Source organism: Isoptericola sp. Y581, assembly GCF_059445475.1.
This window is the reverse complement of the sequence record NZ_JCAIUK010000003.1, coordinates 191,459-215,726: the sequence shown is the minus strand read 5'-3', so window position 1 is coordinate 215,726 and position 24,268 is coordinate 191,459. Positions and strand designations below refer to the sequence as shown.

Annotated in this window: 21 protein-coding genes and 1 pseudogene; 6 read left to right on the top strand and 16 right to left on the bottom strand. The window is 73.7% G+C overall.

The genetic code is table 11. The features are described 5' to 3' along the window. Positions 1 to 107: 107 nt before the first annotated feature. The gene (hrpB, locus tag AC1C2W_RS07135; protein ID WP_495389420.1) at positions 108 to 2,633 is read right to left on the bottom strand and encodes an ATP-dependent helicase HrpB; all 2,526 of its coding nucleotides are present in this window, start codon (positions 2,631 to 2,633) and stop codon (positions 108 to 110) included. A gap of 36 nt (positions 2,634 to 2,669) precedes the next feature. Between hrpB and AC1C2W_RS07130 the strand changes: the two genes are divergently transcribed. From AC1C2W_RS07130 to AC1C2W_RS07120, 3 genes are all read left to right on the top strand, one after another. Beyond that, positions 2,670 to 3,536, top strand: coding sequence for a hypothetical protein (locus AC1C2W_RS07130; RefSeq protein ID WP_495389421.1), 867 nt, complete (start codon positions 2,670 to 2,672; stop codon positions 3,534 to 3,536). After that, complete coding sequence (locus tag AC1C2W_RS07125; protein ID WP_495389422.1) at positions 3,533 to 4,231, top strand: hypothetical protein; 699 nt, start codon at positions 3,533 to 3,535, stop codon at positions 4,229 to 4,231. Before AC1C2W_RS07130 ends, AC1C2W_RS07125 begins: the two co-directional genes overlap by 4 nt. A gap of 693 nt (positions 4,232 to 4,924) precedes the next feature. Continuing rightward, a complete protein-coding gene (locus AC1C2W_RS07120; protein ID WP_495389423.1) occupies positions 4,925 to 6,424 on the top strand; it encodes an SDR family NAD(P)-dependent oxidoreductase in 1,500 nt (499 codons plus the stop codon). Between the two features lie 59 nt (positions 6,425 to 6,483). Here the strand turns inward: AC1C2W_RS07120 and pdxS are convergent, their stop codons facing one another. The 7 genes from pdxS to thrS all read right to left on the bottom strand — a co-directional run bounded on the left by pdxS (position 6,484) and on the right by thrS (position 13,681). Then, on the bottom strand, positions 6,484 to 7,461 hold the full coding sequence (pdxS, locus tag AC1C2W_RS07115; protein WP_495389424.1) for a pyridoxal 5'-phosphate synthase lyase subunit PdxS: 978 nt from the start codon (positions 7,459 to 7,461) through the stop codon (positions 6,484 to 6,486). Between the two features lie 10 nt (positions 7,462 to 7,471). Next, complete coding sequence (locus tag AC1C2W_RS07110; RefSeq protein WP_495389425.1) at positions 7,472 to 8,059, bottom strand: hypothetical protein; 588 nt, start codon at positions 8,057 to 8,059, stop codon at positions 7,472 to 7,474. Further along, complete coding sequence (locus tag AC1C2W_RS07105) at positions 8,056 to 9,261, bottom strand: glycosyltransferase family 4 protein (RefSeq protein WP_495412874.1); 1,206 nt, start codon at positions 9,259 to 9,261, stop codon at positions 8,056 to 8,058. The genes AC1C2W_RS07110 and AC1C2W_RS07105 overlap by 4 nt, the downstream gene beginning before the upstream one ends. Positions 9,262 to 9,326: 65 nt before the next feature. Continuing rightward, a complete protein-coding gene (locus AC1C2W_RS07100) occupies positions 9,327 to 10,289 on the bottom strand; it encodes a phosphatidylinositol mannoside acyltransferase (protein ID WP_495389426.1) in 963 nt (320 codons plus the stop codon). Further along, on the bottom strand, positions 10,289 to 10,987 hold the full coding sequence (gene pgsA / locus AC1C2W_RS07095) for a phosphatidylinositol phosphate synthase (RefSeq protein WP_495412738.1): 699 nt from the start codon (positions 10,985 to 10,987) through the stop codon (positions 10,289 to 10,291). Before pgsA ends, AC1C2W_RS07100 begins: the two co-directional genes overlap by 1 nt. After that, positions 10,987 to 11,625, bottom strand: coding sequence for an HIT family protein (locus tag AC1C2W_RS07090; RefSeq protein ID WP_495412737.1), 639 nt, complete (start codon positions 11,623 to 11,625; stop codon positions 10,987 to 10,989). The genes pgsA and AC1C2W_RS07090 overlap by 1 nt, the downstream gene beginning before the upstream one ends. 13 nt (positions 11,626 to 11,638) lie before the next feature. After that, positions 11,639 to 13,681, bottom strand: coding sequence for a threonine--tRNA ligase (gene thrS, locus AC1C2W_RS07085; protein WP_495412736.1), 2,043 nt, complete (start codon positions 13,679 to 13,681; stop codon positions 11,639 to 11,641). A gap of 398 nt (positions 13,682 to 14,079) precedes the next feature. Between thrS and AC1C2W_RS07080 the strand changes: the two genes are divergently transcribed. From AC1C2W_RS07080 to AC1C2W_RS07070, 3 genes are all read left to right on the top strand, one after another. Next, positions 14,080 to 14,571 carry an aromatic ring-opening dioxygenase LigA gene (locus tag AC1C2W_RS07080; protein ID WP_495412735.1) on the top strand — a complete coding sequence of 164 codons (492 nt, stop codon included), beginning with the start codon at positions 14,080 to 14,082 and terminating at the stop codon, positions 14,569 to 14,571. 85 nt (positions 14,572 to 14,656) lie between these two features. Beyond that, on the top strand, positions 14,657 to 15,469 hold the full coding sequence (locus tag AC1C2W_RS07075) for a uracil-DNA glycosylase (protein WP_495389431.1): 813 nt from the start codon (positions 14,657 to 14,659) through the stop codon (positions 15,467 to 15,469). A gap of 38 nt (positions 15,470 to 15,507) precedes the next feature. After that, positions 15,508 to 16,641, top strand: a complete 1,134-nt coding sequence (locus AC1C2W_RS07070; RefSeq protein ID WP_495412734.1) for a mycothiol transferase — start codon at positions 15,508 to 15,510, stop codon at positions 16,639 to 16,641. A 50-nt stretch (positions 16,642 to 16,691) separates the two neighbouring features. Here AC1C2W_RS07070 and AC1C2W_RS07065 read toward each other — a convergent pair. From AC1C2W_RS07065 to kynA, 8 genes and pseudogenes are all read right to left on the bottom strand, one after another. Further along, positions 16,692 to 17,603 (bottom strand): annotated as a pseudogene (locus AC1C2W_RS07065) (chloride channel protein); the annotation flags it as partial. Positions 17,604 to 17,896: 293 nt separating this feature from the next. Further along, entirely contained in the window at positions 17,897 to 19,132 is a 1,236-nt protein-coding gene (locus AC1C2W_RS07060) for a cation:proton antiporter (RefSeq protein WP_495412733.1), read from the bottom strand. A 70-nt stretch (positions 19,133 to 19,202) separates the two neighbouring features. Continuing rightward, positions 19,203 to 19,556 (bottom strand): SHOCT domain-containing protein, encoded by a 354-nt coding sequence (locus AC1C2W_RS07055; RefSeq protein WP_495389435.1) that lies wholly within the window; start codon positions 19,554 to 19,556, stop codon positions 19,203 to 19,205. 1 nt (position 19,557) lies between these two features. Beyond that, the gene (locus AC1C2W_RS07050; protein ID WP_495389436.1) at positions 19,558 to 20,013 is read right to left on the bottom strand and encodes a DUF6325 family protein; all 456 of its coding nucleotides are present in this window, start codon (positions 20,011 to 20,013) and stop codon (positions 19,558 to 19,560) included. Between the two features lie 175 nt (positions 20,014 to 20,188). After that, positions 20,189 to 21,088, bottom strand: a complete 900-nt coding sequence (locus tag AC1C2W_RS07045) for a PaaX family transcriptional regulator (RefSeq protein ID WP_495412732.1) — start codon at positions 21,086 to 21,088, stop codon at positions 20,189 to 20,191. Positions 21,089 to 21,105: 17 nt separating this feature from the next. Then, positions 21,106 to 22,347, bottom strand: coding sequence for a kynureninase (locus tag AC1C2W_RS07040; RefSeq protein WP_495389505.1), 1,242 nt, complete (start codon positions 22,345 to 22,347; stop codon positions 21,106 to 21,108). Positions 22,348 to 22,349: 2 nt separating this feature from the next. After that, entirely contained in the window at positions 22,350 to 23,357 is a 1,008-nt protein-coding gene (locus AC1C2W_RS07035) for an amidohydrolase family protein (RefSeq protein ID WP_495412731.1), read from the bottom strand. After that, on the bottom strand, positions 23,357 to 24,250 hold the full coding sequence (gene kynA / locus AC1C2W_RS07030) for a tryptophan 2,3-dioxygenase (RefSeq protein WP_495389439.1): 894 nt from the start codon (positions 24,248 to 24,250) through the stop codon (positions 23,357 to 23,359). Before kynA ends, AC1C2W_RS07035 begins: the two co-directional genes overlap by 1 nt. Between the last annotated feature and the right edge of the window lie 18 nt (positions 24,251 to 24,268).

Sequence of the window (24,268 nt, the reverse complement as noted above, 5' to 3'; positions counted from 1 at the left end):
TGCATCCATGGTGCCCATGCTAGCCAAGGGCACGGCCCCGCCCAGAACCTGTCGCCCAGACGCTCGGCAAGCCGTCACCGCGACGGATGAGATCAGGGCAGCCCCGCTCACTGGCGAGGTTTTACTCGTTTGGTCGGGAGGGCGGTGAGTGGGTCTTCCGGCCACGGATGGCGCGGGTAGCGGGCCCGCAGGTCGGCTCGGACCTGGGGATAGCCCCGCTTCCAGAAGGAGGCGAGATCGCTCGTGATCGCGACCGGACGTCGTGCGGGCGACAGCAGGTGCAGAACGACCGGGACACGACGGTCCGCGACGGCTGGAGTCGCAGTCCAGCCGAATACCTCCTGCAGCTTCACTGCGAGGACCGGCGACTCGGCGCCGTCGTAAGCGAGTCGAACCTCGGAGCCCGACGGGACCTGGAGCCGTTCCGGTGCTAGCTCACCGAACCGGGCTGCCGCGGGCCATGGCAGTAGTCGCCGGAGGGCCGAAGCCACGTCGATGTGGGCAAGATCGCGCGAGCCTCGCACCGAGGCGAGCTCGGTACCCAGCCATTCGTCAAGATCGGCCAGCAGCGCTTCGTCGTCGACCGCAGGCCACGGGGCGCCGAGGCGGGCGTGGCAGAACGCGAGCCGCTCCCGCAGGGCGAGTGCGGCCTCTGACCAGCGCAGTACGGACAGACCGCTGCGCCGGATACCGTCGCGGACGGCCGCTTGGACGAGCAGCCGGTCGGGTTTTGCCAGCGGGACGTCGCCCAGCACGATCGCGCCGAGCGCCTCGACACGCCGCGTCACGATCCGGCCGTCGTCCCAACGGATCTGGTCGGTGGTCGAGACGAGGTCGCCTGCGATGTCTCGCGCGGTCTGCTCATCGATCGGCGCCGCGGAACGGATCCGGGCGTCGGCGCGACCGGGTGCCCGGTCAGCGACCGCGATCGCCAGCCAGGTCGTGGTCCGCAACGGCGACTGCAGATCCAGCGCTGCACCCGTACCACCAGACATCTGGTACGTCGCCGAGTCGATCCCCCGGGCCCGCGCGATCCGATCCGGATACGCCAACCCCGCCACGATCCCCACCGCGAGATCGTCCGGTACTCCGTGCGTCCCCCGACCAGCCCGCCCACCCGACGGGTCGCCGGTCGGCGCGCCTCGGCCGAGGCGCTTCGTCTCTTCTCGCCAGCGGGCCGTCGCTCCGCGGTCCTCACCACGGCGAAGGGCTCGCCAGCGGGCCGGTAGATCATCGCCGAAGTTGCGGCCCGAGTCGTCCGAGAGCATGGCGACGATCTCGCGTGCCCGGTCGGCGCCGACCCGCGGCGCCCCGTCCAGCAACGCACGAGCAAGGCGAGGATGCGCCCCGATCGCCCTCATCCGCCGGCCCCGCTCGGTGATCCGGCCACCGTCGTCAAGGGCATCGATGCGGCGCAGCAATTCGGTGGCCGCCGTCATCGCCACGACCGGCGGCGCCTCGAGCAAGGTCAGACCGGCACCGGCCGGCGCACCCCACGCCGCGAGGTCGAGGGCGAAGGCTGCCAGATCGGCGATCGCGATCTCCGGCGCCGCATGATCGTCGAGACGCACGTGGTCGGTGGCGGACCAGCACCGATAGACCCGGCCAGGCGCCTCCCGCCCGGCGCGACCCGCTCGTTGGTCGGCCGACGACCTCGAGACCCGGCAGGTGACCAACGTACCGAGGCCACGGGACTGATCGGTCCGCGGCTCCCGGGCAAGACCCGCGTCGACCACGACCCTGACCCCGGGCACGGTCAGCGAGCTCTCCGCGACCGACGTCGTGACCACGATCCGACGAGTGGCGGACGGCGCCAACGCGCGGTCCTGTTCAGCCCTGGACTGGCGGCCGAACAACGGTAGGACATTCTGGCCGGCCAACCGACGAGTCACAGCGTTGATCTCGGCCTCCCCCGGGACGAACACGAGGATGTCGCCGTCGTTCTCGGTCAGTGCGCGCTGGACGACGGTCGCGACGTGATCCAGCAGGCGCGGGTCGACCCGCCCACCGGGAAGCAGCGGCGCGGGGACCGGTGGTGGGGCCCACTCGATCGCCACGTCGAACAGCGCAGCAGACGCGGTGATCACGGGCGCCGGTACGTCAGTGCCCAGCGCGCGGCTCAGCCGGACCGTGTCCGCGGTGGCCGAGGTCGCGACGATCGCCAGGTCTTCTCGAAGGTTCGCCCGGATGTCGACGCAGAGCGCGAGCAGCAGATCGGCATCGAGGTGCCGCTCGTGGCACTCGTCGATCACGATCGCGGCGACACCCGGCAGCTCCGGGTCCTGCTGCAGACGCCGTACGAGGAGCCCTGTAGTCACGACCTCGACACGGAGTCCCTTGCCGCCGCTGCGTTCACCGCGCATCGCGTAGCCGATCTGCCGGCCGAGCGGTTCGCCGACCAGCATCGCCAGCCGGGTCGCGGCCGCGCGGGTCGCCATCCGTCGCGGCTCGGCGACGATGATCGTGCCCCCGAGCGCGTCGGCCAGCGCGAGCGGCAACAGCGAGGTCTTCCCCGATCCGGGCGGCGCGACCAGCACCGCGGTGCCGCGCGACCGCACCGCGTCGACCGTGGCAGGCAGAACCGCCCGGACCGGCAGGTCCGCCCCCGGCACCGAAACTTCAGGTAGCAGCACGCCCCGACGCTAACCGACCTGCAAGAATGCATTGTCGTGAACCATCTGCTGGACCTCGGGTCCCGGAAGTTCTGGCGACTGGCCGGCAAGCCTGTCGACCTTGCAACGCATCACTCCTGGTTGCGCGCCCCGATGAGTCGTTCCTCCACGGTCGGGGACGGCTGGCTCGCCGCCGAGGCCGCGCACCACGGCGGCACGGTCGACGACGATGCCGCGACCACGGATGCTTCAGCAGGCCCAGCACCCGGTCTGCTTCCGGCGATGACGATCCTCGACGGTCCTGGGTTCGACGCCTCCCGACTGGATCCGCGGATCCGCGACTTCTACGAGCACACCGCCTCCTGGCAGATGGAGGTGTGGACCGGATGGTCACCGCTGTTCTGGCCTGCGGGTGAGCTGATCGCTCGGGTGTTCAGCCGCCGGGTTGAGCAGCTATCTCTCCCGATGCGCCCGCTCGACGTCGCGTACGGGATGGACAGCCGGGTCCGCGTGATCCGCGACCGGGACGGCGAGCAGGTGGGTGCCGCGTGGCTGCGAACGCTCCGGCCGTCGAGCCGCTACGTGTTCAGCGGCTGCTATTCGGTACGGCTGCTTCCCGGCGCGGCGCGGCCGAGCGTCCACGTCACGTTCCCGCTCGAGTCCGGCAACGTCCAGGTGTTCCTGCGCCCGGTCATCAATGACGGGGGCGGGCTCGTCCTGGAGTCACCCCCAGGACGGTTCGGTCAGGACGGCGCGTACGTCGTCGTCCACGACGGCGGACGGGACTTCGCGGCACGCGTCCCGCTCCACGAGACCTTCCGGCTCTACCGCGACCCTTACGGGGTGCTCCGTACTGACCACGAGCTACGGATGTGGCGCACCTGGATGATGCGTCTGCACTACAAGATGGAGCACGCCCGATGATCCACACCTTTCACCTCGCCGAGATCCCGGCCGCCGTGACGGCACGCGCGCTGCTGCGACCGCCGTCGGGCACCACCACGCCAGGGCTGGACCACGCCGAGTGCCTGGCCCTCATGCGCCTGGGGTCGCCCACCGTCTCCCCGGACCGACTGCAGCTACGACGGATCGCGGTCTTCGCACAGTGGCGCGATGAGGACGCCGTTGACCGCTTCCTGTCCGACGACGGCCTCGGCCGCCACCTGGCGACCGGCTGGCACGTCCGACTGGAGTACCTGCGCCGCTGGTCCCGGCTGGCGGCCCTGCCCGGTCTGCCCGCCCGGGCAGGCGGTTGGGACCAGGACGAGCCAGTGGTCGCGGTCACCGTCGCGCGGATGCGTCTGCTCGAGGTGCCCCGGTTCCTGCGGTGGGGCAGACCCGTCGAACGTCAGGTGCGCGACCACCCGGGCACCACGCTCGCCCTGGCCGCCTTCCGACCGCCGCACACCATCTCCACGTTCTCCGTGTGGCGCACCGTGCGCGAGATGGAGGAGATGGTGCACGGGCGCTCCGGCGTTCCCACTGACCGGCGGCACGCGGACGCCATGGTCGAACGTCGGCGTCGCGACTTCCACCACGAATTCGCGACGTTCCGCTTCCGCCCGCTCTCGGAGCACGGCACCTGGGAGGGACGGACCGGGATGGTCCCGCAGAGCTGATCATGGCGGCTCGACGGTCTCGCGGGCACCGGCGCGGTTCAGACCAGGCCTGCGTCGCGGATCCGCAGTGCGATGGTCACGCGGCCGTCACACCGCGTATCACCTGGGGCGCGTGCCCCGAGCGGGCCGAGGGCACCAGTCGCGGCCCCCGGCTCACCTGCGGAACCGTGGAGGTTCCGCTCGACTACGGGGACCCCGGTGGCGAGAAGATCGAGGTGGCCGTCTCGAAACTGCCGGCGGCAAGGTCGACCCACGAAGGTCGGGGCCGACGCGAAGGACAACTGGGGCAAGGCCATGTCGGAACGCTTCCCCGACGCGGCAAAGGTCGCCGCAGCACAGCACGCCACGCTCGGGCTGGGCGGCACCGTCGACGAGGTGACCCAGAACTACCTCGCGCTCGCCGACCGCCTCGACCGCACCCCCGCGCCCCCGCGCCCCCGCGCCCCCGCGCCCCCGCGCCCCCGCGCCCCCGCGCCCCCGCGCCCCCGCGCCCGACGGCACGCTCGCCGAGGCGGACGGCCAGGTGCTGCAGCAGGTGTTCGCCGCGCCGCCGCCGACCCCTGGCGTGCCGGCCGACAGCCAGGCCACCATGTTCCTGGCACTGACCTGTGGTGACGCGCAGTGTCGCTGGCGGTGGGTGTCGCGAGTTCCATACCGAGTACGGGCTCGTGGCGAGCGGGGCTACCCTACGGCGTGCCAACGAACGCGGCGATCGACCCGGACGAGCTTGCCACCACCCTTCGGGTGCTGGGCCGGCTCAAGGACCTCGACCCCAACCATCCCGACGTCCAGACGGTCAAACGGGCGACCGGTTACATGTGGAAGCTGCTCAAGAAGTCCCGTAAGGCGGCGGTCCGCGAGGAGCGTCAGGCGCACGACCGGAGCGTCATCGAGCAGACGGCGACAGGTTCGGCGGCGCGGATCGACGACGAGACCGCCGGCATCCCGCTGGTCTCGACCGCGCCGGGGGCGTTCGCCGGCGAGCTGCGCACCGCCCGCGGCTGCTACATCTGCAAGACGGACTACACGCTGGTCGACTCGTTCTACCACTGGCTGTGCCCGGCCTGTGCCGCGAAGAGCCACACGCGGCGCGACCAGCGCACGGACCTGACCGGGCGCCGTGCCTTGCTCACCGGGGGCCGGGCGAAGATCGGAATGTACATCGCGCTGCGACTGCTGCGCGACGGCGCTCACCTCACCATCACCACCCGCTTCCCGAAAGACGCGGTGCGCCGCTTCTCGGCGATGCCCGACGCCGCCGACTGGCTGCACCGGCTCAAGATCGTCGGTATCGACCTGCGTGACCCCACCCAGGTGATCGCCCTGGCCGACGACGTCGCCGCGGCGGGCCCGCTCGACATCCTGGTCAACAACGCCTGCCAGACGGTCCGCCGGACCCCCGGGGCCTACTCGCAGCTCGTCGCGGGCGAGTCGTCACCGGTCGCCCCGCTTCCCTATGGGCTGGAGCCGCCGGGGATGGTCACGTTCGATCACGTCTCGGAGGCGCACCCCGCTGCGATCGCAGGGGCGCTGACCGCCTTGTCGGTCGCCCACCGCGAGGGGCAGTCGCAGGACGACGCCGTCGCGATGCACACCGCGGCATCCCTGACGGCGCTGGCGCTTCGGGCGGGCTCGGCCTCCCTGGACGCCCACCTGGCCGGCACGGCCGTCGACGCCGGCGGGCTTCTCCCCGACCTGCAGACGACCAACTCGTGGACCCAGGTCGTGGACGAGGTCGACCCGCTGGAGCTCCTGGAGGTCCAGCTCTGCAACGCGATCGCGCCGTTCCTGCTCATCTCCCGGCTGCGGCCCGCGATGCGGGCCGCGACGTCCATGGCGCGACGCGGGTACGTCGTCAACGTCTCGGCGATGGAGGGGCAGTTCTCCCGCCGTTACAAGTCCGCGGGACACCCGCACACCAACATGGCCAAGGCCGCCCTGAACATGCTGACCCGGACGTCCGCAGCGGAGATGTTCGAGACGGACCGGGTCCTGATGACCGCGGTGGACACCGGGTGGATCACGGACGAGCGCCCGCACCAGGAGAAGCTGCGGATCGCCGCCGAGGGCTGGCATGCGCCCCTCGACCTGGTCGACGGCGCCGCCCGCGTCTATGACCCGATCGTCCAGGGCGAGGCAGGGACCGACCTGTACGGCTGCTTCCTCAAGGACTACGAGCCGTCGCCCTGGTAGTTGAAAGGGCGGACGCCGGGCGCCTTCGCTCCCCGGCGTCCGCCCTGGTCAGGCAGGTGTTACCAGCCGCGCTCGGCCAGCCGGTGCGGCTCCGGGATCTCGTCGACGTTGATCCCCACCATCGCCTCGCCCAGGCCGCGGGAGACCCTCGCGAGGACGTCGGGGTCGTCGTGGAACGTGGTGGCCTGGACGATCGCCTTGGCGCGCGCCACGGGGTCCCCGGACTTGAAGATGCCCGAGCCCACGAACACGCCCTCGGCGCCGAGCTGCATCATCATCGCGGCGTCGGCCGGGGTGGCGATGCCGCCCGCGGTGAACAGCACGACGGGCAGCTTGCCGGCCCGGGCCACCTCGGCCACGAGCTCGTACGGGGCCTGCAGCTCCTTGGCCGCCACGAACAGCTCGTCCGTCGGCAGCGACGACAGGCGGCGGATCTCGCCGCGGATCTGGCGCATGTGCGTCGTGGCGTTCGAGACGTCGCCCGTGCCGGCCTCGCCCTTGGAGCGGATCATGGCGGCGCCCTCGGTGATACGGCGCAGCGCCTCCCCGAGGTTCGTGGCACCGCACACGAAGGGCACGGTGAACTGCCACTTGTCGATGTGGTTCGCGTAGTCGGCCGGGGTGAGCACCTCGGACTCGTCCACGTAGTCGACTCCGAGGGACTGCAGCACCTGCGCCTCGACGAAGTGCCCGATGCGGGCCTTGGCCATGACCGGGATCGAGACCGCGTCGATGATCCCGTCGACCATGTCCGGGTCGCTCATGCGCGCGACGCCACCCTGGACACGGATGTCGGCGGGCACACGCTCGAGCGCCATGACCGCGACCGCCCCGGCGTCCTCGGCGATCTTCGCCTGCTCGGGGGTGACGACGTCCATGATGACGCCGCCCTTGAGCATCTCGGCCATGCCTCGCTTGACGCGGGCGGTACCCACCTCGCCCGCGGTGATGACGGCGTCCGTGCCGGTGGTCTCGCTCAACTCGGGCCTCGCTCGTGTCGGAGTCGGAGGCGTGACCGCTGTCACGCCACCTCTCATCTTACGGTCGTCAGTGCCCGGTGAGACCCGCCGGCATCTGGTCGTCGAGCTCGACCGTCCGCGGCAGCGCGGCGTGCCCGCTCAGGCGCAGGAGACGCACGTACCAGGTGCGCCGGGCCCGGCGCGCCTGGGCCACCGCCTGGTTGTGGAACCGCCGCGCGAGCTGGGCCCTGTACCACGCCGCGGCCAGCTGCCCCACGAGCTCGTCGCCCGGCGCGGACTCGCGCAGGGACCGGAGGAACTCCTCGTCGCCGAGCGCCGAGCGCAGCGTCGACGACAGCTCGCTCTCGGCGCGCTCGCGCTCGGGGCTGAGGCCGTCGAGCGCCAGCTCGCCCCCGGGAGGGGCGGGCGGACCGGCGTCCTCGACGACGGCGAAAGCGGCATCGGCGACGAGCACTGCGCCCGCCGGGTCGAGCAGGCCGGAGGACGCCAGGTCGATCGCGGCGCCTGCGCGGCGCGCGAGCTGCGCGTACAGCGCGATGCGCGAGGCGATGACCTTGCGGTGCAGCCGGTCGAGGCGCGACGCCGAGATCCAGGCCAGCCACACCACGATCGCCGCGACGACAAGGACGACGAGGGCGAGCTCCGACCAGGTCATACGCCCTCACCTCCCGCTGCGCGGCGGCCGCGCAGCCAGCCGACCGCGCCCTCGGCCCGCGCCGCCGCCTCGGGGGTGTCGAGCGCGTCGCCCGCGGCGACCGCCATCTCGTACACCGCGAGCACCTGCTCGGTGACCGTCGACCAGTCGAACCTCCGGACGAACGCCGTCGCGCGGTCCCGCCGCTCTCCGGTGCCGTCGGGGTCACCGAGGGCCGCGAGGATCGCGTCGGCCAGGTCCCGCGGCTCACCGGTACGGAACAGCCTGCCGGCCGCGCCCTCGTCGAGCACGCGGCGGAAGGCCCCGAGGTCGCTGGCCACCACGGCGGTCCCGGCGCTCATCGCCTCGACCAGCACGATGCCGAAGCTCTCGCCGCCGGTCTGCGGGGCGATGTACAGGTCTGCCGACGCCAGCAGCGATGCCTTGTCCCCGTCGCTCACGCCCCCGAGGAACTCGAAGGACGACGCGTGCGCGCCGAGCGTCTCGATCGCCGCGTCCCGACCGGCGTCGCCGCGCCCGGCGACCAGGAACCGCGCCCCCGGGATCTGCTCCAGGACGTGCGGCACGGCCGCGGCGAGCACCTCCAGGCCCTTGCGGGGCTCGTCCAGCCGGCCGAGGAACGCGATCGTCGGCGCCTCGAGCGTGCCGCGCCACCGTTCGGCCTTCGCGCCCGCGGCGAACGTGTCGACGTAGACCCCGTTCGGGATGACGACGGCGTCGCCGCCCACGTGGTCGACCAGCGTGCGTCGCGCGTCCTCCGACACGGCGATGCGCGCCGCGATCTTCTCCAGCGACTGGCGCAGCACCGGGAACGCGACCTGGAGCGCCCGGGAGCGCACCTGGGAGGTATGGAACGTCGCCACGACCGGCCCCTCCGCCACCCAGAGGGCGAGCATGGACAGGCTGGGCACCATCGGTTCGTGCAGGTGCATCACGTCGAAGCGGCCGGCCTCGACCCACCGCCGGACCCGCGACGCGGCGCGCGGGCCGAAGGCAAGCCGCGCGACGGAACCGTTGTAGCGGACCGGCACCGCCCGGCCCGCGGCGGTCACGACCTCCGGCACCAGGGTCTCCTCGTCGGCCGGCGCGAGCACCGAGACCTCGTGGCCGGCGCGTTGCAGCGCCTGCGCCAGGTCGCGCACATGGAACTGCACGCCGCCGGGGGCGTCGAACGAGTACGGGCACACGATCCCCACCCGCAACCGTCGAGCGGCCCCGCCCGTGCCGTCCCGCTGAGCGTGTTCCGCCCTGTCGGCCTGCGCGGCGCTCATCCCTCGCCCGCCTCGGCCTTGGTGCGGGCGTACCGGTCCGGGTCGAGGTCGTCGACGAAGACGCGCTGCAGCATGTGCCAGTCCTGCGTGGACTCCTGCAGGGTGCGGGCGACCACGTCCACCCAGCTCTGGGTCATCCGCGCCACGCGCTCCTGGCGGCGGATGCCCGAGTCGTCAGGCACCGGGACCGCCGGGTAGAACCGGATCACGATGCCCCACACGGTCCCGGCGGCCCGCCGGCGCTCGCCCGACAGACGCTCGTACGTGATGTCGGCCGGGACGAGCGGCACCTTGGCCGCCAGCGCGAGGGCCGCGGGACCGGCGGCGACGCGGGCCCGGTGGCCGCACAGGTCCACCTCGACGCCCGTCGCGGTGAGGTCGCGGTCGGCCAGCAGCGGCACGAGGTACCCGCCGCGCGCGGCCCCGCGCACCAGGTTGCGGAACACGCTCGGCTCGCCGAGCGGCAGCACCTCGATGCCGATGGACCGCCGGAACTCGACGAACTCGACGAACAGCTCCTCCGGCTTCAGGCGCTCGGCGACGCTGAGGACCGGCGCGATGCGCGGCGTCGCATACGCGCCCGCGAGGTCCCAGTTGCCCAGGTGCGCGAGCGCCAGGGAGACGCCCTGGCCGTCGCCGACCGGTCCCGCCACGTTCTCGTAGCCCTCGACCCGGACGCGGGCCGCGATCTGCTCGGGCGTGGACCCCTGCAGGGTGAACGCCTCGCGGAAGTACCGCATGTACGAGCGCATGCCCGCGCGGGTCAGGCGCCGCAGCTCGGGCGCGTCGAGGTCCGGACGCACCCGCGCGTAGTTCGCCTCCATGCGGCGCACGCCCTCGGTGCGCCGCAGCCACGTGAGGTCAGCGATCGCCGTGAACGCGGCGCGCAGCACCGGCTCCGGGATCTTCGGGGCGTGCCGCCACGCGAACGTGTACAGCCGGGCGACGTCGAACCGCATCAGGCCTCCGGGTCGGTGCTGTCGGGACTGCTGTCGGGACCGCTGCCGGGACTGCTGCCGGTCAGGTCGGTGGTGCCCGGCGCGCCTGCCGTGGCGAGCTGTCGGCGGACCGTCGCCATCCGCTGCACCACGGTGACGAGGCTCGCGACGGCGAGCAGGGTGAGCGCGGCCTCGGTCGCGACGACAGGGAGGCCGACCTGCGTGAACGCGACCGCTGCCAGGGCCACGAGGAGCCGGTCGCTGCGCTCGGCGATCCCGACGGCAGCCGACGCACCGACGCTCTCGGCCCGCGCCCGCGCGTACGGGACAACGGACCCGAGCACCAGGCAGGCCAGCGACGCCGCGATGCCCCACACGGAATAGGGGACGTCGGGGTGCAGCACGAACCAGAGGGTGATGCCGGCGAAGACCGCGCCGTCGGAGACGCGATCGAGCGTCGAGTCGAGGAAGGCGCCCCACGGGCCCGACCGCCCGGACAGGCGCGCCATGACGCCGTCGAGCGAGTCGGCCAGGGCGAACAGCCCGATGAGAACGCCGCCGAGGAGCAGGTGGCCGGCCGGCAGCAGGGTGAGGGCGAGGACGACGACCACGACTGTCCCCGCGATCGTCACGGCGTCCGGCGTCACGCCCCATCGGAGCAGCAGCCGCGCCGGCGGGGTGAAGAAGCGCTGCATCGCCGCGCGCAGGCCTCTCAGCATCAGCGCTCTCCCCCGGTTGACGGCTCGGTTGACGGCTCGGTTGACGGCTCGGTTGACGGCTCGGTTGACGGGCCGGCCGAGTGCTCGTCGGAGGGCCACGCGGCCGCCAGGCGGGCGCGCGTGTCGGCCAGCAGCTCGGGCAGCGCCTTGGTCTGGCCCACGACGGGCAGGAAGTTCGCGTCGCCGAGCCACCGCGGCACCACGTGCTGGTGCAGGTGGGCCGCGATCCCCGCGCCGGCGACCTCGCCCTGGTTCATGCCGAGGTTGAAGCCCGCCGGGGCGTAGACCGCGCGCAGCGTCTGCACCGCCGTCTGCGTCATGGCCGCGAGCTCGGCCGTCTCGGTGAGCGTCAGGTCCGTGTAGTCGGACACGTGCCGGTACGGCAGCACCATGAGGTGCCCCGAGTTGTACGGGTACAGGTTGAGCACCGCGTAGCACTCGTGCCCGCGGGCGACGACGAGCCCGGACTCGTCGTCACCCGCCGGGATGCGGCAGAACGGGCACTGCGCCACCGAGCCGTCCGCCGGCTTGTCCTGCCCGCCGATGTAGACCATGCGGTGCGGCGTCCACAGCCGCTGCAGCCCGTCCTCGGGCGGGCCGAAGTCGCCCGCCGGCGCCGTCGCGCTCTCCCCCGTCATGTGCCGGCCCTGCTCAGACCTGGACGCGGTCGCGCACGGCCGCCACGATGCGCTCGACCGCGTCCGCCACCGGCACGCCGTTCTCCTGGCTGCCGTCGCGGAACCGGAACGACACCGCGCCGGCCTCGACGTCCTCCCCGCCCGCGATGAGCACGAAGGGCACCTTCTCCTTGGACGCGTTGCGGATCTTCTTGCCGAACCGGTCGTCCGACAGGTCCAGCTCGGCGCGGATCCCGCGGGCCTTGAGCTGGGCGACGACCTCCTTGAGGTAGTCGTCGAACGCCTCGGCCACCGGGACTGCGAGCACCTGGACGGGCGCCAGCCAGGCCGGGAAGAGCCCCGCGTAGTGCTCGATGAGCACGCCCATGAACCGCTCGATCGAGCCGAACTTGGCCGAGTGGATCATCACCGGCTGCTGCTTGGTGCCGTCCGCCGCCGTGTACTCCAGGCCGAAGCCCTTCGGCTGGTTGAAGTCGTACTGCACGGTGCCCATCTGCCAGGTGCGGCCGATCGCGTCCTTGACCTGGACGGAGATCTTGGGACCGTAGAAGGCGGCGCCGCCCGGGTCGGCCACCAGCTCCAGGCCTGACTCGACCGCGACCTTCTCCAGCACCGCGGTGGCCTTGGCCCAGTCCTCGTCGGTGCCGACGAACTTGTCGGGCTTGGAGTCGTCCCGCGTCGACAGCTCCAGGTAGAAGTCGTCGAGGCCGAAGTCCCTGAGCACCGACAGCATGAAGTTCAGCAGGTGCTTGACCTCGTCGGGTGCCTGCTCGGGCGTGACGTAGGAGTGCGAGTCGTCCTGGGTCAGGCCGCGCACGCGCGTCAGGCCCTGGACCACGCCGGACTTCTCGTACCGGTACACCGTGCCGAACTCGAACAGCCGGATCGGCAGCTCGCGGTACGAGCGCCCTCGGCTGGAGAAGATCAGGTTGTGCATCGGGCAGTTCATCGCCTTGAGGCGGTAGCGCCCATGGTCGCCGACCTCCTCGAGGTCGAGCGCCGGGAACATCGTGTCCGCGTAGTACGGCAGGTGACCCGAGGTGTAGAAGAGCTCTTCCTTGGTGATGTGCGGGGTGCCGACGTAGGAGAAACCCTCCTCGATGTGGCGCTGGCGGACGTAGTCCTCCATGACCCGCTTGATCACGCCGCCCTTGGGGTGGAACAGGGGCAGGGCCGAGCCGACCTGGTCGTTGAACGAGAACAGGTCCATCTCGGCGCCGATGCGGCGGTGGTCGCGACGCTCGGCCTCGGCCAGGCGCTCCAGGTACGCCTTGAGCTCGTCCTTCGACGGCCAGGCGGTGCCGTAGATGCGCTGCAGCTGCGGGTTCTTCTCCGACCCGCGCCAGTAGGCGGCGGCCGAGCGCATGAGCTGCACGCCCTGGCCGATGAGCTTGGTGGAGGGCAGGTGGGGGCCGCGGCACAGGTCCTTCCAGGCCACGGTCTCGCTCTCGCGGCCGGCGCCGCGCACGTTGTCGTAGATGGTCAGCTCGCCGCCGCCGACCTCGACGGAGACGCCTGCGTCGTCCCCCTCGGCCGGCGTCGTCCCGCCCTTGAGCCCGATGAGCTCGAGCTTGTACGGCTCGTCGGCGAGCTCGGCGCGCGCCTCGTCCTCCGTCACGACGCGGCGGCGGAAGGTCTGGCCCTCCCGGATGATCCGGGTCATCGCCTTGTCGAGGGCCTTGAGGTCCTCGGGCGTGAACGGGGTCTCGACGTCGAAGTCGTAGTAGAAACCGTCCGTGACGGGCGGGCCGATGCCGAGCTTGGCGTCCGGGTTGACCTGCTGGACGGCCTGGGCGAGCACGTGCGCGGCGCTGTGGCGCAGCACGGCGAGCCCGTCGGGCGAGTCGATCGTGACCGGCTCCACCACGGTCCCGGCCGCGAGGTCGGTGGCCAGGTCGAGCAAGGTGCCGTCCACCCGCATGACGACGACGTCGCGGCGGTCCGCGAAGAGCTCGGTGCCCGTCGTCGACGTCTGCACCGTCACCGTGTCCGTGTCCTGCGCCGGGTCCTGCGCGTGATCGGGGGTCGGTGGCATCGGCGAGGCGACGTCGGACACGGAGGTGCTCCTTGCTGGTCGGGACCGGCGCGCGGTGCGCGGCGGCGGGTCGAACGACGACCGGCCGGCGCGCAGCGCTCGCCGGGCACGATCGAGGGGCGCCACCCTCGGGCAGCGCCCCTCGATCGTACTCATCCGCACCGGCCACCACGACGAGGCTCTCCGCCCGTGGGCGGCCGGGCCGTGGTCCGGTGTTCCCCCTTTCCGTCAGCTGGTCCCCCCGACCCGGCGTCGGCCGCGAGCAGGCGAGAGCGTCGCGGCACCATCTCCGCCATTTGTGAAGAACTTCACAAGCCCTGAAGGCGCAGGCCAGAGGCTGTGGTCTTACCATAGAGACGGCGTCAGACCCGACGCCGACACAGCGGCCGCAGCCCCGCGGTCAGCACCCGGAGGGGACCATGAACACCACTCGCAACGCCCAGCGACCGGCTCGCACCGTCGGCCTCGTCGCTCTCGTCGCCGGCATTCTTATGATCGGGGCCGGCGCGGCCACCTGGGCCACGGTCAGCTCCCAGCTGTCCGCCCAGAACATCACCGTCTCCGAGGATGCGGCGTTCCTCGCCGGCGACACCGTCGACGGTCCCCTCTCCGCATACGCCCAGGCGCAGGTCATCGACAAGCACGCGCTGGAGGCGACGGGCGGCCAGACCTACTCCGAGCTGGGTCAGGACGACCCGCTGCGCGCCACCGCGATGAACGCCTCGTTCCTGCGCGCGTCGCTGTTCACCTCCGTCGTGGCGTACGGCGTGAGCGCCCTGGTCATGGGCCTCGGCGTCCTCTTCGGGCTGCTCGGCTGGACGCTCCGCCGCCTCGGCACCGAGCCCGCCGTCGCCCCGGCCGCCGCCCCCGCAACAGCCCCGGCCCGTGGGCGGCTCCACCCGGCGGTCTGACCGCCCCTCGCGCCACCTCGCCGCACGGCCCGTCCCCGGTCAACGGAGGCGGGCCTTGCGGCGTCCGGGCTCCCGGCGGGCCACGATGGACCTCGTGACCCCCGCCCCGTCGCCCGACCCCGCCTCCCCCGCCTACCCGGTCGCCGCCCGCACGGCACCCACGCTGGCGGCGCTGGACGCCCACCTCGTGGAGTGTCGCGCCTGCCCCCGCCTGGTCGCGTGGCGTGAGGAGGTGGCCCGCGAGCGCCGGGCCGCGTTCCGCGACGAGGAGTACTGGGGGCGGCCGGTGCCGGGCTTCGGCGACCCGCGTGCGCCCGTCGTCGTCGTGGGGCTGGCCCCGGCCGCGCACGGCGCCAACCGCACGGGCCGCATGTTCACCGGCGATCGCAGCGGCGACTTCCTCTTCGCGGCGATGCACCGCACGGGCTTCGCGAACCAGGCCACGTCGGTGGCGGCCGGCGACGGGCTGGAGCTGCGGGGGATCCGGGTGACCGCGCCCGTGCGGTGCGCGCCGCCGGCCAACAAGCCCACCCCCGAGGAGCGCGGCCGGTGCGCGCCCTACCTGGCGCGCGAGCTCGAGCTGGTGGGTTCCGTGCGGGTGGCCGTCGCGCTCGGGGCGATCGGCTGGCAGGCCCTGCTCACCGCCCTCGCCGAGCAGGGCTGGGAGGTGCCACGGCCCCGGCCGCGGTTCGCCCACGGCGCCGAGACGACGCTCGCCCGGCGCGACGGCTCCCCCGGCACCCTCACGGTGCTCGGCTGCTTCCACGTCTCGCAGCAGAACACCTTCACCGGGAGGCTCACGCCGGCCATGCTCGACGCCGTGCTGCTCCGGGCGCGCGAGCTCGCGGACGCCGCCGGCGACGACGGAGGAAGACCTTGGAGAAAGGTGGAGGAATAGGCGCGCCCGGCACCTCCCCCGCACGCTACGGTCGCGACGTGACCGTCACCATCCTCACCGGGCCCCCGGGCGCCGGGAAGACCACCGTGGCCGCGCTGCTCGCGCTCGACACGGACCGCCCCACCGTCAACCTCACGACCGACACGTTCTACCGATCGATCGTCCAGGGCCACGTGCCGCCGTACCTCGCCGGCTCCCAGGCGCAGAACGAGACCGTCGCCGCCGCGATCGTCGGCGCGGTGAGCGCCTACGTCCGGGGCGGGTACGACGTCGTGACGGACGGAGTCGTCGGGCCGTGGTTCCTGCCCCCGTTCCGCGCCGCCGCGGCGCGCGAGGGCTGGGACCTCGCGTACGTCGTCCTGCGGCCGGACCTGGACGCGACCCTCGGGCGCGCCACCGGCCGCGCCGACTCCGAGCTGCGCGACCCGGCCGCGGTGCGGAGCATGCACGCCGCGTTCGCGGACCTGGGCGACCTGGAGCCGCACGCCCGGGACACGGGCGGCGAGGAGCCCGCCGCCACGGCGGCGGCGGTCCGCGCCGCGCTCGACGACGGCGCGTTCCGGCTGCCCGTGCCGACGCCGGGCCTCCCCGAGAACCACCGCGTCGACCCACCGCTGCGAGTCGACGAGCTCGCCACGCTGCGCGGGTTCCTCGACTACCACCGCGACACCATGCGCTGGAAGACCACCGGCCTGACGGCCGAGCAGCTGCGCACCCCGCACCCGCCGAGCACCCTGACGCTCGGCGGCCTGCTCAAGCACCTCGCGCTGGTCGAGACGAACTGGCTCGCCGAGGTCTTCGACGCCGACGAGCCCATCGCGCCGTTCGACACCGTGGACTGGGACGCCGACCGCGACTGGGACTTCCACTCCGCGGCCGGCGACTCCGCCGAGGAGCTGCGCGCCCTCTTCGACGCGGCCGTCGCCGACTCGGACCGTCGGCTGGCCGCCGCGGTCGCCGCGACCGACGGGCTGGACCGGGTCAGCGTCCGCGAGTCGCGTCGGGAGGGCGAGGGCGCCTTCAGCCTGCGCTGGATCCTGGTGCACCTCATCGAGGAGTACGCCCGGCACAACGGGCACGCCGACCTGATCCGCGAGGCGCTGGACGGCGCAGGCTCACCAGCGGCCCGTGCCTCCCGGCGCGGGCGTAGCACCGCGTGCTCGGTGACGTAGCCCACCACCACCGCGAGGAGCACGACCGGGGCCATCGCGGGCGCGGCCGGACCCAGGAGCATGACCACCAGCACGGCCCCGGACACCGGGAACGGCAGGGTCGCCGCGGTCGCCGCCGCCATCCCCGCGGCGAGCGCCGGGACCGCGCCGTACCCGGGCAGGGGCGCGACCAGCACCCCGGCCGCCGCGCCGAGGAGGATGCCGGGGAAGATGGGGCCGCCGCGCAGCGTCCCGAGCGACACGGCGTAGGCGATCCCCTTGAACGCCAGCAGGGCGACCAGCACCCCCACGCCCCATGCCTCCGGGTCGGCGGCCAGCGGTCCGAGCAGCGACTGTCCCGACAGCGCCACGTCCTCGGGCGAGCGCCCCGAGACCAGGGCGTAGGCCACGGCGCAGACGCCGACGACCAGCGCGCCCGCGACGGCGGCCCGGAAGGGGCGCGCCGCCGCCCGCCGCGCGACGGCGGCACCCAGGTCGTGCACGAGCCGCACCCCGACGGCGACGAGGACTGCCACAGGGATCGTCCACAGCACGTCGCCGAGGTCCGGCCGCGCCGGGGCGTCGAGGTGCGGCAGGGCCAGCGACGCGATCTCCAGCCCGGTCCAGCTCCCCAGGCCGGTGAACACGAGCGCGCCGACCCCGGAGGTCAGCAGGGACGGGAGCACCACGCCCACGAGCCGCGCCCCGGCGAGCCCGCCGAGCGCGGCCGCCTCGACGACGAAGACGGCGCCCACGAGCGGGCTGCCGAAGATGGCCGACAGTGCGGCGGCGGACCCGGCGACGGCGAGGACCTGGCGCGTCGGGTCGTCGAGGGCCGCGTCCCAGGGCCGCACCAGCAGGAGGGCGAGCGCCGCGCCGACGGCCAGCAGCGGCGCCTCCGGCCCGAGGACGACGCCGAGCGGCAGACCCGCCAGCGCGGCGAGCAGGATGCCGGGCACATGGGAGGCGGGCACCGGCCCCATCGCCAGGCCGTCCACCGGCACGTGGCCGCCGTGCCCCGGCAGGGACCGGACGGCGAACCCGACGGCGAGGCCTGCGAGCGCCAGCCAGGGCAGGGGCCACCACCAGGGCACGTCGTCGAGGCCCGCGGCGGCGGGCAGCACGTCCCACACCAGGTGGGTCAGCTGGTGCAACGCCGCGAGGAGGCAGAAGGCCGCGACCGACACGGGGATGCCCAGCGCGGCGGACATCCCGAGGAGCCTTGCGTGGTCGCGCACGGACCGGACCGGCGTCGTGTCGCTCGTCGTCGCGTCGTTCATCGTCGCCCCGCGTCCTCGCCGGCGTGGTCCCCCGCACCGTCGGCAGCACCGTCCGGGGCACCCGCGGCCGCGCCGGATCGCAGTCGCCCGGCCACGACCGGGAAGACGAGCACCGACACGACGGCAGCGCTGACGAGCGCCGCGGCGTCGGCCGTCGCCAGCAGGCCCGCCGTCGTGCCCACCGTGGCGATGACGACGACGAGCGGCAGCGCGGTGGCCGCCATCAGGCCCAGCGCGAGCGCGTCCGTGGTGCCCAGCGCGCGCCGGTGGGCCAGGAACGTGGGCACGCACCGCACCACGAGGAAGAGGATCACGAACACGGGCACCGTGACGAGCACCCGCGGGTCCGCGACCATCGCCTGGACGTCGAGGGTGACGCCGCTCATCACGAAGAAGACGGGGATGAAGAAGCCGAACCCGATGCCCTCGAGCCGCGACTCGACGACCTCGGCCTCCTGCGGGTCGCCCGAGGACAGGAACAGGTGCACGAGGATGCCCGCGGTGAACGCCCCGAGCACGGGGTCGAGGCCGAGCGCCAGGGCCAGGGCGAACATGGCGATCACCACCAGCACGCAGAGCCGCACCCCCACCTGCGAGCTGGTGCCGAGCGTGGCGGTGACGACCTTCCCGAGGCGCGGATGGCGCCGCTTGCGCGCGAGCCACGCCCCGGCGACGGCGAGGGCCGCGAACGCGGCCAGGACGACGACCGTGTGGGCGGGCCGGTCCCCGCTGAGGACGAACGCGATCGCGAGGATCGGTCCGAACTCCCCCACCGCCCCGACGGCGAGCACCCGGTCGCCGAACGGCGTCCCCGTGGCGCCGCCGTCGCGCACGATCGGCAGGATGACGCCGAGCGCCGTCGTGGTGAGCGCCAGCCCGACGACGAGCCCCGTCTGCGGCCCCGCGAGCAGGATGCCCAGCACCAGTCCGAGCACGAGCGAGGCCGCCCAGCTCCCGACGGCGCTGCGCAGCGGACCGCCGCGGATGCGGGAGAACTCGATCTCGTATCCGGCGAGGAACATGAGGAAGGCGAGACCCAGGTCGGAGAGCGCCCCGACGACGTCGGTCTCGTGCACGAGCCCCAGCGCCGCCGGGCCGAGCAGGATGCCCAGGAGGATCTCGATCACGACCGAGGGGAGCCGGACGACCGGCTCCAGGCGGTCCACGACCAACGGTGCGACGACCCCCGCCGCGGCCACCAGGGCCAGCATGGTCACGGTCTCGAGATCCACGTCCCGTCCTTCGGTCCCGTCCTGCTCCTCGCCGTCCTCCCCGGAGTGTGCCGGCCCTCGGCCGACCGGATCAGCCCAGCAGCTTGGCCTTGGCCGCGGTGAACTCGGCGTCCGACAGCACGCCCGCCGTGCGCAGGTCGCCCAGCCGCTTCAGCTGGGTGATCAGGTCGTCCTCGCCGGGGCCCGCCGGCGCGGGTGCCCCCGGCGGCGTCGGCGCGGGCGGCTGCTGGTACTGCGGCGCCGGGGGCCGCTGCGCCTCGTACTGCTGGGCCTGGTACTGGTCGGCGGCGTAGCGCTGCTCGTCGCGCGCCGCGGCGCGCCGGTTCATCGCCCGGCTGGTGGCGTTCGCCGTGCCGGTGATCACTGCCGTGCGAGCCATCGTCCCGATCAGCCCGGGCCGGCCCATCCGTCCCAGAGGCGGCATCTCAGCTCTCCTTCGCGAGCTCGGCGGTGAGCTCCTCGATCGCGGCGGCGGGCACCCGGGTCCAGTCGAGGACCTGCCCACCGGCCCCGTGGACGGCGCCCGCGAGGCCACGTGCCCAGGTGTGCTCGAAGACGAGCATGCCGACGGCCGACCCGGGGGCCAGGTCCTCGGCGACCGCGTCCACGTCGTCCGCGGCCAGCAGCCCGGCGGGTTCACCCACGATGCGGGCCAGCTCGTCGTCGCCGCCCTCGGTGGCCTCGAGCCACTCCACCGTGCCGTCGTCGGCCTTGCGGATGAGGAGCGCGTCGAGCACGTCGATCGTGCCGGCGTCGACGAGCTTCCCGAGCTCCGCGATGATCTCGCCCCGGAACTCGGCCCGGGGGAACTCGATGAGCACGAGCTCCACCGGCGCGCCGGCCGCGGATCCGTCGCGTCCCGTCCCCGTCGTACCGGTCATGCGACCACCACTTTCCCTCGACGTTGAGATCCCCCTGACGGTCGGTCGCCGCCGCGTCGCCTTAGCGGCCCGGCGTGCCGTCCGCCTTGATGATCCGGTCGCCGGAATCAGTCCGCAACAGCAGGCGCCCGCACACCGCCGGCCGGGCGACGAGGAGGGCGACGACGGATCGTGCTCAGGCCCGGCCGACCGCCACGCCCGGCCCGCCGGCCACGCGGCGCACGTACGCGGTGGCCGGCGCCTCGAGCTCGGCGCGGAGCCGTTCGAAGGTCGCGACGCCGGCCCGCCCCGGCCAGTCGTGGGGCAGCGCGCCGGGCGGGAGGCCAGGGTCGACGGCCGGGATCAGGCGCCAGTCGTCGAGGACCCGCGTCCAGCGCGCGAACGCCTCGCTCCCTGCGGCGGCGTCCTCGGCCTGGCCGGCCTGGCCGGCATGGCCGGCATGGCCGGCGTCGTCCGCGTGCCGCGCCAGGAACCCGTGGTGCAGCGCCGCGAGCCGGTCGAGGTCCCACCACCGCGCGGCGGCCTCGGCGAAGGGGCCCGCGGTGCGCGGCGTCGACGTGACGAAGAGCGTCGCCGCGTCCCGCAGCCCGAGGGAGTCCAGGATCTCGTCCACCTCGCCGGTCAGGTGGGCCGGGCAGATCCACAGCCCGGTCGCGACGTGCCCGCACCCGATCCCCGCCAGGTGGCGGCGCAGCTGGTGGCGGGCGTCGCGCCGCGTCTCCGGCACCGTGTACGACACCAGGCACCAGGGGTCCGCCTCGCCCTGGGGGCGGTAGGTGAAGATGCGCCGGTCGCCGCGCTCGAGCATCCAGGTGGCGCCGGGGGCGAGCCGGTAGCCGGGCCGCCCGCGCACGGACGCGGCGTCGAGCAGGCCGCGGGCCTTGACCCGGGAGACCGCGCTGCGGGCGCTCGGGCCGCCCACCCCGATCTCGCCCAGGAGCGCGACGAGGTCGGCCGCGGCGATCGCCCCGCCGACCTGGCGCAGGTAGGCGCCGACGACGGTGCGCACCAGCGACGTCGCGCTGCCGGGCCGGGCCTCGACGTCGTCGAGGACGGCGGGCGGGTCGGTCGCCACAGGGCTGTCAGCTGCCGTCAGCCCGCGCGGCGCAGGAGGGCGGACCGGACGGCCTCGACGCCCACGCGCACCTCGTCGAACGACGTCGACAGGGGCGACAGGCCGAGGCGGATGCCGTGCGGGCGGCGGAAGTCGGGCACGACCCCCTGCTCCCACAGCTCGGCCACGACGTCCGCGAACTCGGGGTGGTCGATCGTCACGTGCGAGCCGCGGCTCTCGGCGTCGCGCGGGGAGGCGACCTCCACGCCCAGCGGCACCAGCAGCTCGTCGGTCAGCTCGAGCGCGAACCGCGTGAGCCGCACCGACTTGGCGCGGATCGCGTCCATGCCGGCGGCCGAGATCAGGTCGAGCATGTCCTGCATCGCCAGCATCGAGGTGATGGCCGGCGTGCCGGACACGAACCGGCGGATCCCGGCGTGCGGGGCGTAGGCCGGGCCCATCTCGAAGGGGGCGTCGGCACCCATCCAACCCTGGATCGGCTGGCGCAGCTGGTCGACCAGGTCGGAACGCACGTAGCCGAAGGCGGGCGAGCCCGGGCCGCCGTTCAGGTACTTGTACGTGCACCCGGCGGCGAGGTCGGCGCCCCACTCGTCGAGCGCGACCGGCACCGCCCCCGCCGAGTGGCACAGGTCCCACAGGACCAAGGCGCCGGCGTCGTGGGCCAGCCGCGTCACCTGCGCGGCGTCGGTGCGATACCCCGAGCGGTACGCGACGTGGCTGAGCAGCACCAGCGCGGTGCGGTCGCCCAGCACCGCCCCGACGTCGGCCGGCGTCACGCCCGCCGCGGGGTCCGGGTGCAGCCATACGAGCCGCTTGCCGCGCTCGGCCGCGATCCCCTCGAGCAGGTAGCGGTCCGTGGGGAAGTTCCCCGAGTCGACCACGATCTCGTCGCGCCCGGCGACGGCCGGCAGGTCGAGCGCCGCCCGCACCAGCTTGTAGAGGACGACCGTGGTCGAGTCGCCGACGAACGTCTGGCCGGGTGCCGCGCCGAGGACGACGTCGCCGATCCGGTCGCCGAGCGTCAGCGGCAGCTCGTACCAGGACTCGTCCCAGCCGCGGATGAGGCGCGCCCCCCACTCCTCGGTGGCGAAGCCCGCGAGACGGCGAGCCGCGGCCCTCGTGGGGCGGCCCAGGGAGTTGCCGTCGAGGTAGGCGACCACGTCGTCGGACGGCACGAAGCGGTCCCGGTAGGCGGCGAGCGGGTCGGCGACGTCGAGCGCGGCGGCGCGGGCCGCGGGGGTCGGTGCGGCTGCGGGGATGGTCACGGCGCGTCCTCCTCGGGGGCGATGGCGGGGGTGATGGCGGTATCAGGGTCGGCGACGACGGTGGCGTGGGCGAGGAGCTCGACCAGCTCGGCGGCTCCGGTGGCGGCGTCGGGCGGGCTGCCCGGCAGGAATGTCGCCAGGCCGGGCACGGGCCGGGAGGTCAGCGCCCGGAGCAGGGCGGGGGCCTCCAGGCCGGCGTCGCCCAGCGCCCGTAGCTCGCGGACGTTCAGCCCGACGGGCAGCGACCCGTTGCCGAGGTCGGTGCCGTAGGCGACCACGCCGCCCGCGGTGTGGAAGCGCCGCAGGTTGTCGAGCGCGGCCTCCCGGTCCCGCTCCTGCTGGGCGTCGGGCGTGCCCCAGCCGTGGATGTCCAGCGTGCTGACCCAGACCTGCCGTGCCGCGGCGGCCTCGACGACCGCGTCGGACAGGCGCTCGGTCCACGGGGTGTGCGCGAGCCGGTCGACGCCGGCCGCGAGCGCCCGCTCGGCCTGGCCGTGCCCCTCGGCGTGCGCGACGACGGGCACGCCGTGCGCTCGGGCCGCGCGCACGACCGCGGCCAGCGCCGCGTCGTCCAGCATCGGCCCCCCGGAGTGCAGCGTCACCTTGACGTACGAGGCGCCGACCCCGACCTGGCGGGCGACGGCGGCCTCGGCGTCCTCGGGCGAGGCGACGGGCTCGACGCAGCCGTCGGGCGCCCACGACCGGTCGGACGGGTACCCGCCGGGGGCGGCGAGGAACGCGCCGGCGAACCGGACGTGCGGGAAGCCGGGCGTGCCCGGCCAGGTCGCGGCCCGGCCCGGCTCCGCGCCGAGGTCGTCGACACCGGCGATCCCGGCGGCCCGCAGCACGCCGGGGCCGCCGCGCGCGCCGAGGGATCCGTCGAGGAGGGCCAGGTGCACGTGCGCGTCGACGAACCCGGGCAGCAGGACGCCGCCGTCGACAGGGCGTGCGCGCGGGACGCGGCGCGGCAGCCCCCCGGTGGTTGAGCCTGTCGAAACCCCCATCAGGCGCCGAGCTCCGTGCGCACGGCGAACAGCTCGGGGAAGAAGGTGAGGTCGAGGGCCTTCTTGAGGAAGGCGGCGCCCGAGGACCCGCCGGTGCCGCGCTTGAAGCCGATGATGCGCTGCACGGTGCGCAGGTGGCGGAACCGCCAGAGCTGGAAGTTGTCCTCCAGGTCGACGAGCTCCTCGCACGCCTCGTAGGCGGACCAGTGTGCCTGCGGGTCGGCGTAGATCGCCCGGAAGACCTCGACGAGGCCCTCGTCGTGGGTGTGGGCGCGCGTGACGTCCCGCTCCAGCAGGTGCCGCGGGACGGCGTGCCCCTGGCGCGCGAGGTAGCGCAGGAACTCGTCGTAGACGCTCGGCTCGGCGAGCAGCCGAGCGAGCACCGCCTGCGCCTCGGGCTCGGCGTCGAAGACCCGCAGCATGCGGTGGTTCTTGTTGCCGAGCAGGAACTCCACCGCGCGGTACTGCCACGACTGGAACCCCGACGCGTTCGCGAGGGAGCCCCGGAACTCGCCGTACTCACTCGGGGTGAGCGTCGCAAGCACGGACCACTGCTCGGTCAGCGTCTTCTGGATGTGCTTGACCCGCGCGATGCGCTTGAGCGCCGCCGGCAGGTCGTCCGCGGCCAGGAGCTCGCGCGCCGAGAGCAGCTCGTGGAGCACCAGCTTGAGCCACAGCTCCGTCGTCTGGTGCTGGACGATGAAGAGCATCTCGTCGTGGTGCTCGGGGCTGCTCACGGGGACCTGCGCGGACAGCAACCGGTCCAGCTGCAGGTACGACCCGTACGTCATCCGGTCGCGCAGGTCGGTGACGATCTCGGCCTCGAGCTCACGCTCGTTGGACGACGGCGGCGAGGGGGGCGTCGGCGGCTCGGACGGCGTGGGGTGGGCCATGCGGCCCGAGCGTACTGC

Coding starts and splice junctions, on each gene's coding strand:
- pgsA (WP_495412738.1), bottom strand. CDS start 10,987: ATGCTGAGAGGCCTGCGCGCGGCGATGCAGCGCTTCTTCACCCCGCCG.
- AC1C2W_RS07050 (WP_495389436.1), bottom strand. CDS start 20,013: ATGACCGGTACGACGGGGACGGGACGCGACGGATCCGCGGCCGGCGCG.
- AC1C2W_RS07125 (WP_495389422.1), top strand. CDS start 3,533: ATGATCCACACCTTTCACCTCGCCGAGATCCCGGCCGCCGTGACGGCA.
- AC1C2W_RS07100 (WP_495389426.1), bottom strand. CDS start 10,289: ATGCGGTTCGACGTCGCCCGGCTGTACACGTTCGCGTGGCGGCACGCC.
- AC1C2W_RS07080 (WP_495412735.1), top strand. CDS start 14,080: ATGAACACCACTCGCAACGCCCAGCGACCGGCTCGCACCGTCGGCCTC.
- AC1C2W_RS07090 (WP_495412737.1), bottom strand. CDS start 11,625: ATGACGGGGGAGAGCGCGACGGCGCCGGCGGGCGACTTCGGCCCGCCC.
- AC1C2W_RS07075 (WP_495389431.1), top strand. CDS start 14,657: ATGGACCTCGTGACCCCCGCCCCGTCGCCCGACCCCGCCTCCCCCGCC.
- AC1C2W_RS07055 (WP_495389435.1), bottom strand. CDS start 19,556: ATGCCGCCTCTGGGACGGATGGGCCGGCCCGGGCTGATCGGGACGATG.
- pdxS (WP_495389424.1), bottom strand. CDS start 7,461: ATGAGAGGTGGCGTGACAGCGGTCACGCCTCCGACTCCGACACGAGCG.
- AC1C2W_RS07110 (WP_495389425.1), bottom strand. CDS start 8,059: ATGACCTGGTCGGAGCTCGCCCTCGTCGTCCTTGTCGTCGCGGCGATC.
- kynA (WP_495389439.1), bottom strand. CDS start 24,250: ATGGCCCACCCCACGCCGTCCGAGCCGCCGACGCCCCCCTCGCCGCCG.
- AC1C2W_RS07035 (WP_495412731.1), bottom strand. CDS start 23,357: ATGGGGGTTTCGACAGGCTCAACCACCGGGGGGCTGCCGCGCCGCGTC.